The sequence below is a fragment of the Lysobacter arenosi genome (assembly GCF_016613475.2).
Lineage (GTDB): Bacteria > Pseudomonadota > Gammaproteobacteria > Xanthomonadales > Xanthomonadaceae > Lysobacter_J > Lysobacter_J arenosi.
In genome coordinates, this window is the sequence record NZ_CP071517.1 from 3,015,294 (window position 1) to 3,028,534 (window position 13,241).

Here is a 13,241-nt window from a genome sequence, read left to right on the forward strand (position 1 = left end):
CGTTGCCGCTGCCCGCCGTGCCCATGTCGAACTCAATGCCGCAATCCATCTCCCTGACCCGCTACCTGATCGAGGAGCAGCGCGCCGGCCGCATCAATGCCGATGCCCGCCTGCTGATCGAAGTGGTCGCCCGTGCCTGCAAGACCATTTCCATCGCGGTCGGCAAGGGCGCGCTCGGCGGTGTCCTTGGCGATGCCGGCACCGCTGGCGAGGCCAGCATGAATATTCAGGGCGAGGCGCAGAAGAAGCTCGACGTGCTGTCGAACGAGATCCTGCTGGAAGCCAACGCCTGGGGCGGCCACCTCGCCGGCCTGGCGTCGGAAGAGATGGACACCTCGCAGCCTATTCCCGACGTCTACCCGCGCGGCAACTACCTGCTGCTGTTCGATCCCCTCGATGGCAGTTCCAACATCGACGTGAACATCTCCGTCGGCACGATCTTCTCGGTGCTGCGCTGCCCCGAGGGCGTCACCCAGGCGCAGGACGAGCATTTCCTGCAGCCGGGCACCGCCCAGGTTGCGGCCGGTTACTGCACCTACGGCCCGAGCACCATGCTGGTGCTGACGATCGGCAACGGCACGCATGCCTTCACACTCGACCGCGAGGTTGGCAGCTTCGTGCTGACCACGCGCGGCATGCGCATCCCGGACGAGACCAAGGAGTTCGCGGTCAACATGTCGAACCAGCGCTTCTGGGAAGCGCCGATGCAGCACTACGTCGGCGACCTGCTCAGCGGCAAGGAAGGCCCGCGCGGCAAGGACTTCAACATGCGCTGGGTCGCCTCCATGGTCGCCGACGTGCACCGCATCCTTACCCGTGGCGGCATCTTCAGCTATCCGCTCGACAGCAAGTGCGCGGCCAAGGGCGGCAAGCTGCGCCTGATGTACGAAGCCAATCCGATGAGCCTGCTGGTCGAGCAGGCCGGTGGCGCCGCCAGCACCGGTCGCCAGCGCATGCTCGAAGTGCAGCCGACCGGTTTGCACCAGCGCGTTCCGGTGTTCCTCGGCTCGAAGAGCGAAGTCGAGGCGGCGGTGCGTTACCACCGCGAGCACGACGAGACGAGCGACACGAAATCGGCATGAAGTGCTGCGTGACGTGCTGAATGCGAGTGCGGCGCCCTTGCGCGTCGCACTCACGAAGTTGAATCACGTTGGCGCGATTCGTGCCGGGAAAATGCGTGGTTTTTCGTATTCTTTTTGACCGTTCATCGTCATCCCTGCCGTAAATAACACTGCGTATCCATGCGTGATGGCAGCATTCTGCAGCCACGGCAGGGCCCGTTAATGCATTTCGGACCGGCCCTCCGGGTTGCCACTCACGCGGCCCGACCCGGATTGTTCGAAATGCGCCAGCAGGTCCTGTCCGGCGACGGAGACGGAGACGGAGATGGCGATCGAAGGAACGCAGGAATCCCTGTCGGGCGACCCCGACGCACGTGAACTGATTTACGTCACCCGCGGCGGCGCCGGTCGCGTGCTCGCCCTCGGTGGCCTCCAGCAGATGGGATGGAACCTGCGCCGCGCGCCTGACGCCCGCAGTGTGCTGCGCATCCTCCAGCGTGATCCGCGGCAGCCGCACGCGGCGCTGCTCGACCTGCGCGAGGGTTTCAGCCAGCAGGACCTGGCCGAGTTCGGCGGCGCGCTGTCGGCGGCCAACGTCGGCTGGGTTGCCGGCATCGATGCGCGCCAGCTCGACGAAGAGCCGGTGCGCAAGCTGATCCGCGACTACTGCTACGACTACCTCACGCTGCCGTGCCCGGAAGGCGTGATGAACACGGTGATCGGCCACGCCCACGGCATGGCCAGCCTCGCCTGCGAGGGCGGCGACGTCACCAGTGAAGCCGGATTCGACGGCATGATCGGCGAGAGCGGTGCGATGCGCACCCTGTGCCGGACGTTGCGCAAGGCCGCGTTGACCGAGGCGCCGGTGTTCATCGCCGGCGAAACCGGCACCGGCAAGGAGCTGGCGGCGATGGCCGTGCACCGGCATTCGCGCCGGCACGCGCATCCGTTCGTGGCGATCAATTGCGGCGCGATCCCGCACAGCCTGATCCAGTCGGAGTTATTCGGTTACGAGCGCGGCGCATTCACCGGCGCGCAGCAGCGCAAGCTCGGCCGCATCGAGATGGCCAATGGCGGCACGCTGTTCCTCGACGAGATCGGCGACCTGCCCCTGGAGAGCCAGGCCTCGCTGCTGCGTTTCCTGCAACAGGGCAGCATCGAGCGACTCGGCGGCCACGAGCAGATCCCAATCGACGTGCGGATCATTTCGGCCACGCACCACGACCTGGATGTCGCCGTCGCCGATGGCCGTTTCCGCGCCGACCTCTACCACCGCCTGTGCGTGCTGCGCCTGCAGCAGCCGCCGTTGCGCGAGCGCGGCAGCGACATCGACCGCATCGCCGAGTACGCCCTGCAGCGGTATTCGCAGGAGGGCCATCGCACGCTCAAGGGGTTTGCGCCGTGCGCGCGCCAGGCGCTGCACAGCCATGGCTGGCCGGGCAACGTGCGCGAACTGATCAACCGCGTCCGCCAGGCGGTGGTGATGGCCGAAGGCCGCCTGATCACCGCCGCCGACCTGCACATCGAGAACGCACTGGCGACGCCGCCACCGACCCTGGACGAGGTCCGCGATGCCGCCACGCGTACCGCCATCGAGCACTCGCTGCACCGCAACCGCGGGCGCCTGGTCGATGTCGCGCGCGAGCTTGGCGTGTCCCGCGTCACGCTCTACCGGTTGATGCAACGCCACGGTCTGCGCGCCAGCGATCCCGACTCTCCGAACACGGTCAGCATTGCCTGAGCGCCATTGCCTGGACGGCGTCGCCTGAGCCGGGCGTGGCCCGTCGGCCCGGTGGCGTGCGAGGATGGCCACTGCCGCCGGATCCCCTGCCTCCCGCATGTCCAGCCAACCCGCAGTTCCCGTCGCCGGCGAACACGCCCGGGACAACGACTTCATCGAGGTTTACCCGGACGCCCTCACCCGCGAACAGTGCGCGCAGCTGGTGGCGCGCTTCAGCGACAGCGGCGACACCGTTCCCGGGCGCGTCGGTGGTGGCGTGATGCCCGACCTCAAGGACAGCCGCGACCTGACCATCAGCGGGCGCGACGGCTGGCGCGATGCCGAAACGCTGCTGAACCTGGCGGTGTTCCGCGGAGTCATCGCCTACCTGCGCCGTTACCCGCACACGCTGATCGCGCCGCTGATGCTGGAAACGCCGGGCGCCGACGGCAAGAGCCATCGCCTCACGCCCGAGCGGATGGCGGCGATGGATGACGAGGACCTGGCACCTGTGATCAAGACGGTGCTGCGGCCGGGATCGATCAACCTGCAGCGCTACAGCGCCAATCGCGGCGGATATCCCTATTGGCACTGCGAGCTGTATCCGCGCGACCCGCGCGCGGAAACGCTGCACCGGCACCTGCTGTGGACGATCTACCTCAACGACGAATTCGAGGAAGGCGAGACCGAGTTCCTCTACCAGCAGCGCAAGATCGTGCCACGCACTGGCAGCATGCTGATCGCACCGGCTGCGTTCACCCACACCCATCGCGGCAACCGGCCCAAGGGTGGCGACAAGTTCATTGCGACCAGCTGGGTGTTGTTCCAGCGTGCGGAGCAGTTGTTCGGCGCAGGCTAGGGCGTTGTCGCGCTACGCAGTACGCGGGTGGTTCAGCACCAGCCAGTACAGACCGACCTGCTTGACCGCCCAGACGAACTGCTCGAAGTCGACCGGCTTCTGGATGTAGCTGTTGACGCCCAGCGCGTAGCTGGCTTCGACGTCGAACGGTTCGGCACTGGTGGTCAGCACGACCACTGGCAGCGTCCGCGTGGCTTCGTTGGCGCGCACCGCCTGCAGCACTTCGCGACCGTCGACCTTGGGCAGGTTGAGGTCGAGCAACATGATCGAGGGCAGGTCCTCGGGGTCGCGATCGCTGTATTTGCCACGGGCGAACAGATAGTCGAGGGCTTCTGCGCCATCGCCGACGACCATCAGTCGGTTGGCGATCTTGGCCTCGTCGAAGGCCAGCCGGGTCAGCTCGACATCGTCGGGATTGTCCTCGACCAGCAGGATTTCCTTGTGCATCAAATACCATCCTCCGCCGCGGTAACCGGCAACTCGAGGGTGAAGATGGCACCGGCTTCGGGCTGGGACTCGGCCCGGACGCTACCGCGATGTCGCTCTGCGATGCGTCGGGCGATCGCCAGCCCCAGACCGTGACCACCCCCCTGATCCGGTCCGTGCAGCCGCTGGAAAGGCTCGAACAGCTTGTGAGCATAACGCATGTCAAATCCGATGCCCTGGTCACGGATCTGCACCTGCAGCGTGTCGCCTTCGCGACAACCGCTGACATCGATGCGGATCGGCTCGCGTTCGCGCGAGAACTTCCAGGCGTTGTCCATCAACTGCACCAGCAGCAGCTTGAGCAGGCGCTCGTCGCCCTCGACCTGCAGATCCGGTTGCACGCGGATCTCCGCGCGCCGTTGCGGATCGGCGTCCTGCAACTCGGCTCCTACCCAGTCGGCCAGCAGGCTCAGGTCGACCGTGGTCGACTTCAGGTCGGCGCGGGTGACGTAGGACAGGTCGTTGAGTGACGTGAGCAGGCCACTCATTCGCGCGGCGGCAGCGCGGATGCGCGCGAGGTAATCGCGATCGGTGTCGTCGAGCCGTTCATTGGCGCGGTCGGCCAGTAGTGCCGAGAAACTTTCGATCGAGCGCAACGGCGCGCGCAGGTCGTGCGCGACCGCATCGGCGAACAGTTGCAACTGGCGGTTGGAGATGTCGCGCGCGGCGTGCTCGGCCTCGGCGCGCGATTCCAGCGCCAGCTCGGCGGCACGCTGCGCGCTGATGTCGCGCAACTGCACCAGCAGGTACAGCGGAGCGCCGAAATCATCGCGCATGACGGCGATGTTGATGTGCGCCCAGATGGTCTGGCCGCTGCGGTGCAGGTAGCGCTTCTGCGCATCGAGCACGGGAATGCTGCCGTCGATCAGGCCGCGCAGGTAGGACTGCGTGAGCGAGATGTCGTCGGGATGGGTGAAGGCAACAGTGGGGCGACCAACGACCTCCTGGGCGCTGTAACCGAACATGCGCTCGAATGCCGGATTGACCTCGACCCAGTGTCCGTTCAGATCGACGATCGCCATGCCGACACCGGAGGCGGCCATTGCCAGCCGGAAGCGGTCGACTCCGGTTTCTTGGCCGGTGGTGTTGCTCATCGGAGGGGTGACTCTTGAACCTGCCGCAATGGCGAAGTGTATCCAACCCGATTGTGACGGGGTGGTGGACGGCTTGGGAAGCCAGCCTGTGTCGGCCGATCAAGCAAAGTGAGTGCAAGGACTTGCGACAGCCCCCTTCCTGCTGACGCGGTCCAGGCCGACCGACTGGGCCGCGACGGGCTTCACGGAATGCGTCTGCCAAGGTATCGGATGCGCCCGACGACACAGCGGGACTGGCGCGATAGCCGTGGTGAATTAGGCGCTGGCGCCGCGGTCGTCATTCACCCGTCACGCTTTGTCGACGATCAGAACAGTTCGCCCTGCGCTGATGGCTTGCGCGGCGGCACGAACAACGACGTGTCCAGCGGCGGCAGGCGACCAAATCCGAGGCGCTTGTGCGCCTTGCGAAAACGCTGCTCGATCAGTTGCGCGAACGGTCCCTGGCCGTGCATGCGGGTGCCGAAGGCACTGTCGTAATCCTTGCCGCCGCGCATCTGCTGGATGAGGCTCATCACGTGCGCTGCACGCTCCGGGTAATGCAGCTGCAGCCATTCACGCCAGACCTGCTTGAGTTCGTGCGGAAGTCGCAGCAACACATGCCCGGCCGAGCCGGCACCGTGTTCGCGTGCAGCCTCGAGGATGTGCTCGATCTCGCGATCGTTGATCATCGGAATGACCGGGGCGACCATCACGCCGACCGGTACTCCGGCATCGGCCAGGGTGCGCATGGCCTTCAGGCGCGAATGCGGCGCCGATGCACGCGGTTCCATGCGCGCCGACAGCTGGTTGTCGAGCGTGGTGACCGAGAAGTACACCGTCGCCAGCCCGCGTCGCGCCATGGGGGCGATCAGATCCAGGTCGCGGGTGACGGCGGCGTTCTTGGTGATCAGGCTGAACGGATGCGAACAGGCCGACAGCAGTTCGATCAGTTCCCGGGTAATGCCATAGCGACGCTCGATCGGCTGGTAGGAGTCGGTGTTGATGCCCAGCGCGATGGGTTCGCAGCGGTAGCCCGGGCGGGCGAGTTCGGCCTGCAGGCGCTCGGCGGCGTTGGTCTTGGCGAACAGGCGCGTTTCGAAATCCAGGCCCGGCGACAGGTCGAGATAGGCATGCGATGGGCGCGCGAAACAGTACACGCAGCCGTGCTCGCAGCCGCGATAGGGATTGACCGACTGGCCGAAGGCGATGTCGGGCGAATCGTTGCGGCTGATGATGCTGCGCGCGCGCTCCAGCGTGACCTGCGTCTGCGGTCGCGACGGTTCGGCGAGGTCTTCGTAGACCGAACCCCAACCGTCGTCCTCGCCGCGTGCGACCGTCACCGCGTAGCGGCCGTCGACCTGCGAGGCCGCGCCGCGACCCTTGATCGGTTGCTGGGCTTTACGGGCGTCGTCCATGCCGCCGAGGGTACTGCGCCCGCGTCGCAGTGGCTGAGACCGCTCAGCGCATCGCTGGCATGTGCAGTGCCCGCGGCTTAGCCTAGGGCCGGCCTGCCGTTGTCTGGACAGGTACCTGACCAGACGAAGGAGCGGTTCCGATGCTAGAAGCCTTGCAGGCGGCCTGGTCCACGTTGCTGGATGTCGAGCACCTGCGGCTTTATCTGGTGCTGGGTTGGATCGGTTACCTGGTGTGGCTGGGCCTGTGGATCGTGCTGCAGAAGCGCGAGCCGGTGGCGACGCTGAGCTGGCTGATCAGCCTGGCGGCCCTGCCTTATGTCGGCTTCCTGATCTATTACTTCTTCGGTCCGCAGCGCATCCATCGACAGCGCCTTCGCCGCGGCCGCACACGCGCCACGCTGCAACCGCTTCCGGAAGGCCTTCACCCATCGCCCGAAGCCATCGAACTGGCGCGGCTGGCCCAGGGCCACCACCGGACTTCCTCCGATCACTGCCACGCGCGCGGAGCTGCTGATCGATGGCGCCGCCAAGTACACGGCGCTGCTGGCCGCGATCGCCTCGGCGCGCGACCACATCCACCTCGAGTACTACATCTTCCTGCCCGACCGCACCGGCACTGCACTGCGCGATGCACTGGTGGAGCGCGCGCGCGCAGGCGTGCAGGTGCGATTGCTGCTCGACGCCGTCGGATCGGGCAAGACCAGGCGCCGCTTCCTGCAGCCGCTGGTCGAGGCCGGTGCCGAGGTGGCCTGGTTCCATCCGATGAAGATGTACTGGTTCTGGAAGCGGCCGTGGCTGAACATGCGCACGCACCGCAAGATCGTCGTGATCGACGGCCGGATCGGGTTCACCGGCGGCATCAACATCACCGACGACGAAGACGAGCGGCTGCGCAAGGACGCCTACCGCGACCTGCACCTGCGCCTGGAAGGCGACGTCGTGCGCGAGCTGCAACTGGTGTTCGTCGAGGACTGGGCCTACGCCACCGGGCAGCCGCCGATGCGCCTGCACAATCCGCCGCCGAAACCGGGCCCCATTTCGACGCAGGTCCTTGGTGTCGGGTCCGGACTCGGACTGGGAAGCGATCCACCGGCTGCACGTGTCCGCGATCCACTCGGCGCAGCGACGCGTGTGGCTGGTCACCCCTTACTTCGTGCCTGGCGAGGCCGCGCGGATGGCCCTGACGTCGGCGGCGCTGGGTGGCCTGGACGTGCGCCTGCTGGTGCCGAAGGTGTGCGACAGCAAGCTGGTCACCCTGGCGGCGCGGTCCTATTTCGACGAGCTGCTAGTCGCCGGCGTGAAGATCCACGAATACGGCCCGCGCATGCTGCACAGCAAGGCGCTGCTGTGCGATGACGACCTGGCGATCATCGGCAGCGCCAACTTCGACCATCGCAGCTTCCGCCTGAACTTCGAGGTGTCGGTGATGTTCCGCGATGCCGGCGTGGGCGCGGAGCTGGCGCGGTTGATCCAGGGCGAGTGCAACCTGGCGCCGCGCGTACGCGACGATCGCGCCCGGCCGCTATGGGGCACGCGGGTGCCCGAAGCCCTCGCCCGGCTGGTTTCTCCGGTGCTGTGAACAACGGCGCGCAGCCGCTGACCGGCGGTCGCCGCGGGCCGGCAATCGGACGATGCCGCCGCGGCGGTGCAGGCTAAACTGCCGTCGCCGTCGAAATCCCATACGGAGCATCGCCCCAATGCACTGGCTTCTACTTCTGCTGGCCCTGGTTGCCCTCGCGGTCGCGTTCAAGACCTCGTCGGTGGCCGTGCTGATCATCTGCCTGCTGGCAGCACTGGGGCTGTCGCTGGCCTGGGTGATGAAGCTGCTGGCGCAGCGCGTCGACAGCCAGAGCCGTGACACCTCGATGATGCTCGACCCGATGGAGCTGCGTCGCCTGCGTGAGCAGGCCGAGGCTCGCCGCGCCGCCACCGGCAACCCGCCGGGCGCGCCGCCGGCCGCTTGAGCCGAGTCACACCCGGGTCACTGCGCAGGCACTGAGCCGTTTCACGCGGCGCGCTGGCGGGCGCCTGCTAGCATGGCCGCGCCCCAGGCACGGCGCACGTCCCAGAGCGAGCGCCGAATTCAGAGGAGCCCGCCATGAACCTGTCCGCCTTGTGCTGTCTGCCGCTGCTCGCCGTGGCGTTCGCCGCGAGCGCTCAGCCGCTGTCCCAGGTCGATCCGGCCAGTGCACCGGCGTCCACCGCCGCCACCCCGGCCGTCGCCGGATGTGGGCGCATCAGCGTCTTCGACGTCGCGCCGCGCAGCAAGGACCTCTACCGCGCGCGGCTGATCAATGTCGACGGCCAGCTACCCGGTCCGACATCCGCGCGCAGCTACCGCGTCAGCCCCGGCAAACACTCGCTGGAAGTGGCCGAACTGATCGACGAGAAGCAGTTCAACGATCTGCAGATGCGCCAGCGCACGCAACGCTCCGACCGCTACAAGACGATCGAGCTGGACGTGCAGCCCAACACCACCTACCTTCTCGCCGCGCACCTGATCGAGGCGAACCGCAACGACATCATCGGCCAGACCTACTGGGAACCGGTGATCTACAGCCAGAGCAGCGAAGCGTGCAATTGAGCCGACTTTTGTTCCCGTCGCGACGCCGGGTCACGGCGTCGTGACCGTCCTCAGCGTCAACGTCAACAAGATTGCCGTGCTGCGCAATTCGCGCGGCGGTGACGAGCCCAATGTGGTGGCCGCGGCGAAGGCATGCCTGGACGCCGGCGCGCATGGCATCACCGTCCATCCGCGGCCCGACGCCCGGCATATCCGCTCCGACGACGTGTATGCGCTGTCGGAGCTGACGCGCGAGCGCGGCGTCGAGTTCAACCTCGAGGGCAACCCGTTCGCGCCGGCGCGTGCCGGTTATCCGGGTTTCCTGACCTTGTGCCAACAGGTGCGTCCTGCGCAGGCAACGCTGGTGCCCGACAGCGATGCGCAACTTACCTCCGACCATGGTTTCGATTTCGTCCGCGATGCCAATGCACTGCGGCCGCTGGTTGATGCGCTCAAGTCCATCGGCTGCCGCGTGAGTCTGTTCGCCGACGCCCACACCGAAGCAGGGCGCCTGGGCATCAACCACGCCGCGGCGGTGGGTGCGGACCGGGTCGAGTTGTACACCGGCCCGTATGCGGAAGCGTTCGCCGCCGGCAGTGGTCGCGCCATGGCCGCGCAGTTCGCCGAAGCCGCGCGACGTGCCGGCGACGCTGGCCTTGGCATCAATGCCGGGCACGACCTCAGCCAGGCCAACCTGGGATTCTTCCTGCAGCAGGTACCCGGTGTGCTCGAGGTATCGATCGGTCACGCACTGATAGGCGAGGCGATCTACCAGGGCATCGATGCGACGATCGATTCGTACCTTCGGATCCTTTCGCGCTGATGCATTGTCGGCAGGAGCCAGCGAGCTGGCTCCTGCCCATGCGCATGTGTTGCTGCGCTGACCGTTACTGCCAGGCGATGTCGTGCAGGCCGCTGCGCTCAGCCTCGGCCAGTGCCCAGGCGAATTCCTGGTAGTCGGCATCGGCGTCGGCTGCGACCTGCAACACGGCACGCGGACTGCGTCGCGCCATCTCTTCCAGTGCCGGCGTCAGTTCGGCGCGCGCCAGCACGACGCCATCGAGCCGGTACGCACCATCGCTGCCGACACGCAGTTGCACCCGCGGTGGCGGTGCGCTGTCTTCGGGCGTCGGGGTGGGTTGGGGGATGCGCAGGTCCATGCGTCCGGTCAGTGCCGGGGTCGCCACCATGAAGATCACCAGCAGCACGAGCAGGACATCGACCAGCGGGGTGATGTTGATCTGGGCGACGGCGCGATGTTCGCCGTGCGCACCGTGGCGGGAGTCGGAGAGATAGAACGCGGAGACGGCCATACGCAACCTCCATGGGGCCCCATGCCCGGTTCCACGCTACGCCTGGCCGATGGCAGCAGGCAAGCGTTCCGGTTCCCCGCGTCGCCCGATGTGCACCGCTTGTCTGGGCGTCGTCCCGCACCGTTCAAGCGAAGCGAAGGCTGACAGCAAAAAAAACGCCGCCCGAGGGCGGCGTTTTCACGACGGTAAGCGACACCGATCGGTCAATCGTTCTGGACGAAGCCGATCTTATCCATATCAGCATTCTTCGCGTGAGCAAGCACCTTGGCCAGGATGCCGTAATCGGCGTCCGGGCTGGTATCGATCTCGAGCATGGGCTGGTTGGTCGGGTCGCGCTGGACTTCGACTTCCATCATGTTCTGGATCGCGGTGATCGGCTGCGGCGCGTCATTCCAATACACCTGGCCCGAGGCGTCGATCCGCAGCCTGATCGGCGGCGGCGGCTCTCGCGTCTGCGGCGGTGGGTTCAGCGACTTCTGCGGAAGGTTAACGTCGATCGGGTACGTCAGAGGAGGCGCCGTGACCATGAAGATGATCAGCAACACCAGCATCACGTCCACGAGGGGCGTGACGTTCATGTCCGCCATCGGACCGCCACCGGATTTCGATGCAAATGCCATATCTGGATCTCCGGATTAGCGAGGTTCTTTAAGCGCCATGAAACCGACCTTGCGCATGCCTTGGGCCTGCGCCGTCTGTACCACCTCGGACACGATGCGGTACTTGGTCGTCTTGTCGCCGCGGACGTTGATCTGCGGCTGCGGGGTCTTCTGCGCTTCGATCGACAGACGGCTCTCGAGCAGATCCTTGGTGATCGGCTCGTCGTTCCAATAAAGGTTCCCGTTGTCTTCCACCGTGATGTTGATCGGCGTGACCGGCGGGGCCTTATCGGGACGCTGGTCCAGATTGGCTTGCGGAAGATCGACTTGGACCTTATGCGACATCAGCGGTGCGGTGATCATGAAAATGATCAGTAGCACCAGCATCACGTCGACTAGCGGCGTGACATTGATCTCGGCCATCGGGCCGCCGCTATCGTTGCCTGTACTGAAGGCCATGTACGAACTCCAAACCTACTGCGAGAGGGCGTCGGTTATTGCTTAGCGCTTGCTGACAACTTCGCCGACGCGCGAGCCGGTAGCGAAGAAGTCATGCAGGTCGTGAGCGAACGTATCGAACTTGTTGTTCGTAACGCGGTTCAGACGGGTGAAGAAGTTGTATGCCAGCACCGCCGGGATTGCGACGAACAGGCCGATGGCGGTCATGATCAGTGCTTCACCGACCGGGCCGGCAACGGCGTCGATCGAAGCCTGGCCGGTGGCGCTGATGCGGATCAGGGCGTGGTAGATGCCCCAAACGGTACCGAGCAGACCGACGAACGGAGCGGTCGAACCGACGGTGGCGAGCACGGTCAGGCCGGCTTCCAGCTTCGAGGACTCGCGGGTCACACCCTGACGCAGGGCGCGGTCAACGAACTCGGAGCGGTTGAGCGACTCGACCAGGCGCGAACCTTCGTGGCGCTGGTGGTGGGCTGCTGCCTGGGCAGCATCGAGAGCGATCTTCGAAAACGGCTCGAAGCGACCCTGCTCTTCCATGAAGCGGATGGCGTCCTGTGCGTTCGGGGTCTCCCAGAACGTGCTGACCACGCGATCAGAACTGGCGCGCAGGCGCAGGTTCTTCACGAAGTTCACCACGATCCAGTAGATCGAGAGGATCGACATGATGGCGAGGGTGAGGAATACGACCCAGCCGACCAGGTCGAAGTTCTGCAACAGATGCGCGAAGCTCATCTGCTGGAGTGCCTCGGCGTTGGAGCCTCCGGCGGTCGCAGCGGTGGTGGTTTCCTGCAGCATGACGCTTACCTTTGAATGTCGTGGAAAGGAAAGAGGTATTACGGATTGCCTACAACGTGTCCCGTGACCCCGATCAGGTCGGCGGGACGAAATCTACCGGGACGCGGACGCGGCTGGTGACGCCAACGCCGTTCTGCATCTCGGGGTTGAACTTCCACTTCCGGGCGGCGTCCATTGCAGCGCGGTCGAGGTTTCGGTTACGGCTCGACTTCTCGACCGCGACGTCCAGGACATTGCCCTGGCCGTCAATGGTGATGATCAACGTTACCGTGCCACCAACGCCCTGGCGGGCTTCGGTCGGCGGGTACTTGGGCGGGTTGAGCCGCTTCGAGGACGGGTCGACGCTGGAGCCAATCGTCGTTGCCGGTGCGGGCGGCGACGGGGGGCTCGGCGGCGGCGCGGCCACGTCAACCGGGCTCGGATCGTCGACCAGCACCGGCGGTTCATCCGGCGGAGGCGGCAACGGAGTCGGCTGCGGCGGCGTCAGCTTCGGCGGCGGCTTGAGCTCCTTCGGGGGCTCAGGCGGCGGCGGCGGCGGCGGCGGGGGCGGCGGCGGCGGCTTGATCAGGTTGACGAACGTGACGTCTTCCTCTTGCTGCTGCTGGGCCGGAGGGGCCATAGGAGCGAGCAAAAGCAGCAGGGCCGCGACATGGAATGCGATCGCAATGGTTACACCGGCGATACGCGCCCAGTTCAAACCTTCACGGTCGTCATCTTTTCTTGCGTGGATTTCGAGGTCTTGCGTCATGCGCCGTAGCTCGGGAGGTATTTCCGGACGCCAGGGCGCCTCGGGCCGTCAGTTACGATTCCCGCGACTACTTCGAGTCGCGGGAACCTCCTAGCATATACCAAATTGCGCTCTTTGGACCAAGTGCAATTGGATGATTTCGCGTTGCCG

14 protein-coding genes and 1 pseudogene are annotated in these 13,241 nt (G+C 66.0%); 7 read left to right on the top strand and 8 right to left on the bottom strand.

The features are described 5' to 3' along the window. Positions 1–23: 23 nt before the first annotated feature. The 3 genes from HIV01_RS13895 to HIV01_RS13905 all read left to right on the top strand — a co-directional run bounded on the left by HIV01_RS13895 (position 24) and on the right by HIV01_RS13905 (position 3,640). On the top strand, positions 24–1,082 hold the full coding sequence (locus HIV01_RS13895) for a class 1 fructose-bisphosphatase (RefSeq protein ID WP_245156813.1): 1,059 nt from the start codon (positions 24–26) through the stop codon (positions 1,080–1,082). Positions 1,083–1,386: 304 nt separating this feature from the next. Further along, on the top strand, positions 1,387–2,802 hold the full coding sequence (locus tag HIV01_RS13900) for a sigma-54 dependent transcriptional regulator (RefSeq protein ID WP_200608027.1): 1,416 nt from the start codon (positions 1,387–1,389) through the stop codon (positions 2,800–2,802). Between the two features lie 97 nt (positions 2,803–2,899). Further along, on the top strand, positions 2,900–3,640 hold the full coding sequence (locus HIV01_RS13905; RefSeq protein ID WP_200608029.1) for a 2OG-Fe(II) oxygenase: 741 nt from the start codon (positions 2,900–2,902) through the stop codon (positions 3,638–3,640). 12 nt (positions 3,641–3,652) lie between these two features. On the opposite strand, the gene HIV01_RS13910 is transcribed toward HIV01_RS13905, so the two are convergent. The 3 genes from HIV01_RS13910 to HIV01_RS13920 form a co-directional block, all read right to left on the bottom strand. Beyond that, on the bottom strand, positions 3,653–4,087 hold the full coding sequence (locus HIV01_RS13910) for a response regulator (RefSeq protein WP_158731994.1): 435 nt from the start codon (positions 4,085–4,087) through the stop codon (positions 3,653–3,655). Next, a complete protein-coding gene (locus HIV01_RS13915; protein WP_200608031.1) occupies positions 4,087–5,220 on the bottom strand; it encodes a sensor histidine kinase in 1,134 nt (377 codons plus the stop codon). The genes HIV01_RS13910 and HIV01_RS13915 overlap by 1 nt, the downstream gene beginning before the upstream one ends. A gap of 305 nt (positions 5,221–5,525) precedes the next feature. Then, positions 5,526–6,614, bottom strand: a complete 1,089-nt coding sequence (locus HIV01_RS13920; RefSeq protein ID WP_200608033.1) for a PA0069 family radical SAM protein — start codon at positions 6,612–6,614, stop codon at positions 5,526–5,528. Positions 6,615–6,754: 140 nt separating this feature from the next. Here HIV01_RS13920 and cls point away from each other — a divergent pair. The 4 genes and pseudogenes from cls (at position 6,755) to HIV01_RS13940 (ending at position 10,000) form a co-directional block, all read left to right on the top strand. Beyond that, a pseudogene (cls, locus tag HIV01_RS13925) lies at positions 6,755–8,193 on the top strand (cardiolipin synthase). A 118-nt stretch (positions 8,194–8,311) separates the two neighbouring features. Beyond that, on the top strand, positions 8,312–8,578 hold the full coding sequence (locus HIV01_RS13930; RefSeq protein WP_200608036.1) for a hypothetical protein: 267 nt from the start codon (positions 8,312–8,314) through the stop codon (positions 8,576–8,578). Between the two features lie 134 nt (positions 8,579–8,712). After that, the gene (locus HIV01_RS13935; RefSeq protein WP_200608038.1) at positions 8,713–9,198 is read left to right on the top strand and encodes a hypothetical protein; all 486 of its coding nucleotides are present in this window, start codon (positions 8,713–8,715) and stop codon (positions 9,196–9,198) included. Positions 9,199–9,238: 40 nt separating this feature from the next. Continuing rightward, the gene (locus HIV01_RS13940; protein WP_200608040.1) at positions 9,239–10,000 is read left to right on the top strand and encodes a pyridoxine 5'-phosphate synthase; all 762 of its coding nucleotides are present in this window, start codon (positions 9,239–9,241) and stop codon (positions 9,998–10,000) included. A gap of 64 nt (positions 10,001–10,064) precedes the next feature. On the opposite strand, the gene HIV01_RS13945 is transcribed toward HIV01_RS13940, so the two are convergent. From HIV01_RS13945 to HIV01_RS13965, 5 genes are all read right to left on the bottom strand, one after another. Further along, positions 10,065–10,490, bottom strand: coding sequence for an ExbD/TolR family protein (locus tag HIV01_RS13945; RefSeq protein ID WP_200608042.1), 426 nt, complete (start codon positions 10,488–10,490; stop codon positions 10,065–10,067). 203 nt (positions 10,491–10,693) lie between these two features. Next, positions 10,694–11,110, bottom strand: coding sequence for an ExbD/TolR family protein (locus HIV01_RS13950; RefSeq protein WP_200608044.1), 417 nt, complete (start codon positions 11,108–11,110; stop codon positions 10,694–10,696). A gap of 15 nt (positions 11,111–11,125) precedes the next feature. Further along, positions 11,126–11,548, bottom strand: a complete 423-nt coding sequence (locus HIV01_RS13955; RefSeq protein ID WP_200608046.1) for an ExbD/TolR family protein — start codon at positions 11,546–11,548, stop codon at positions 11,126–11,128. Between the two features lie 42 nt (positions 11,549–11,590). Further along, the gene (locus tag HIV01_RS13960) at positions 11,591–12,343 is read right to left on the bottom strand and encodes a MotA/TolQ/ExbB proton channel family protein (RefSeq protein WP_158732005.1); all 753 of its coding nucleotides are present in this window, start codon (positions 12,341–12,343) and stop codon (positions 11,591–11,593) included. Positions 12,344–12,416: 73 nt separating this feature from the next. Beyond that, positions 12,417–13,091 carry an energy transducer TonB gene (locus tag HIV01_RS13965; protein WP_200608048.1) on the bottom strand — a complete coding sequence of 225 codons (675 nt, stop codon included), beginning with the start codon at positions 13,089–13,091 and terminating at the stop codon, positions 12,417–12,419. Positions 13,092–13,241: the final 150 nt, after the last annotated feature.

What these genes read in the sequence shown, in the direction of transcription:
- HIV01_RS13895 (WP_245156813.1), top strand. Translation starts at nt 24, where the DNA reads ATGTCGAACTCAATGCCGCAATCCATCTCCCTGACCCGCTACCTGATC.
- HIV01_RS13900 (WP_200608027.1), top strand. Translation starts at nt 1,387, where the DNA reads ATGGCGATCGAAGGAACGCAGGAATCCCTGTCGGGCGACCCCGACGCA.
- HIV01_RS13905 (WP_200608029.1), top strand. Translation starts at nt 2,900, where the DNA reads ATGTCCAGCCAACCCGCAGTTCCCGTCGCCGGCGAACACGCCCGGGAC.
- HIV01_RS13910 (WP_158731994.1), bottom strand. Translation starts at nt 4,087, where the DNA reads ATGCACAAGGAAATCCTGCTGGTCGAGGACAATCCCGACGATGTCGAG.
- HIV01_RS13915 (WP_200608031.1), bottom strand. Translation starts at nt 5,220, where the DNA reads ATGAGCAACACCACCGGCCAAGAAACCGGAGTCGACCGCTTCCGGCTG.
- HIV01_RS13920 (WP_200608033.1), bottom strand. Translation starts at nt 6,614, where the DNA reads ATGGACGACGCCCGTAAAGCCCAGCAACCGATCAAGGGTCGCGGCGCG.
- HIV01_RS13930 (WP_200608036.1), top strand. Translation starts at nt 8,312, where the DNA reads ATGCACTGGCTTCTACTTCTGCTGGCCCTGGTTGCCCTCGCGGTCGCG.
- HIV01_RS13935 (WP_200608038.1), top strand. Translation starts at nt 8,713, where the DNA reads ATGAACCTGTCCGCCTTGTGCTGTCTGCCGCTGCTCGCCGTGGCGTTC.
- HIV01_RS13945 (WP_200608042.1), bottom strand. Translation starts at nt 10,490, where the DNA reads ATGGCCGTCTCCGCGTTCTATCTCTCCGACTCCCGCCACGGTGCGCAC.
- HIV01_RS13950 (WP_200608044.1), bottom strand. Translation starts at nt 11,110, where the DNA reads ATGGCATTTGCATCGAAATCCGGTGGCGGTCCGATGGCGGACATGAAC.
- HIV01_RS13955 (WP_200608046.1), bottom strand. Translation starts at nt 11,548, where the DNA reads ATGGCCTTCAGTACAGGCAACGATAGCGGCGGCCCGATGGCCGAGATC.
- HIV01_RS13960 (WP_158732005.1), bottom strand. Translation starts at nt 12,343, where the DNA reads ATGCTGCAGGAAACCACCACCGCTGCGACCGCCGGAGGCTCCAACGCC.
- HIV01_RS13965 (WP_200608048.1), bottom strand. Translation starts at nt 13,091, where the DNA reads ATGACGCAAGACCTCGAAATCCACGCAAGAAAAGATGACGACCGTGAA.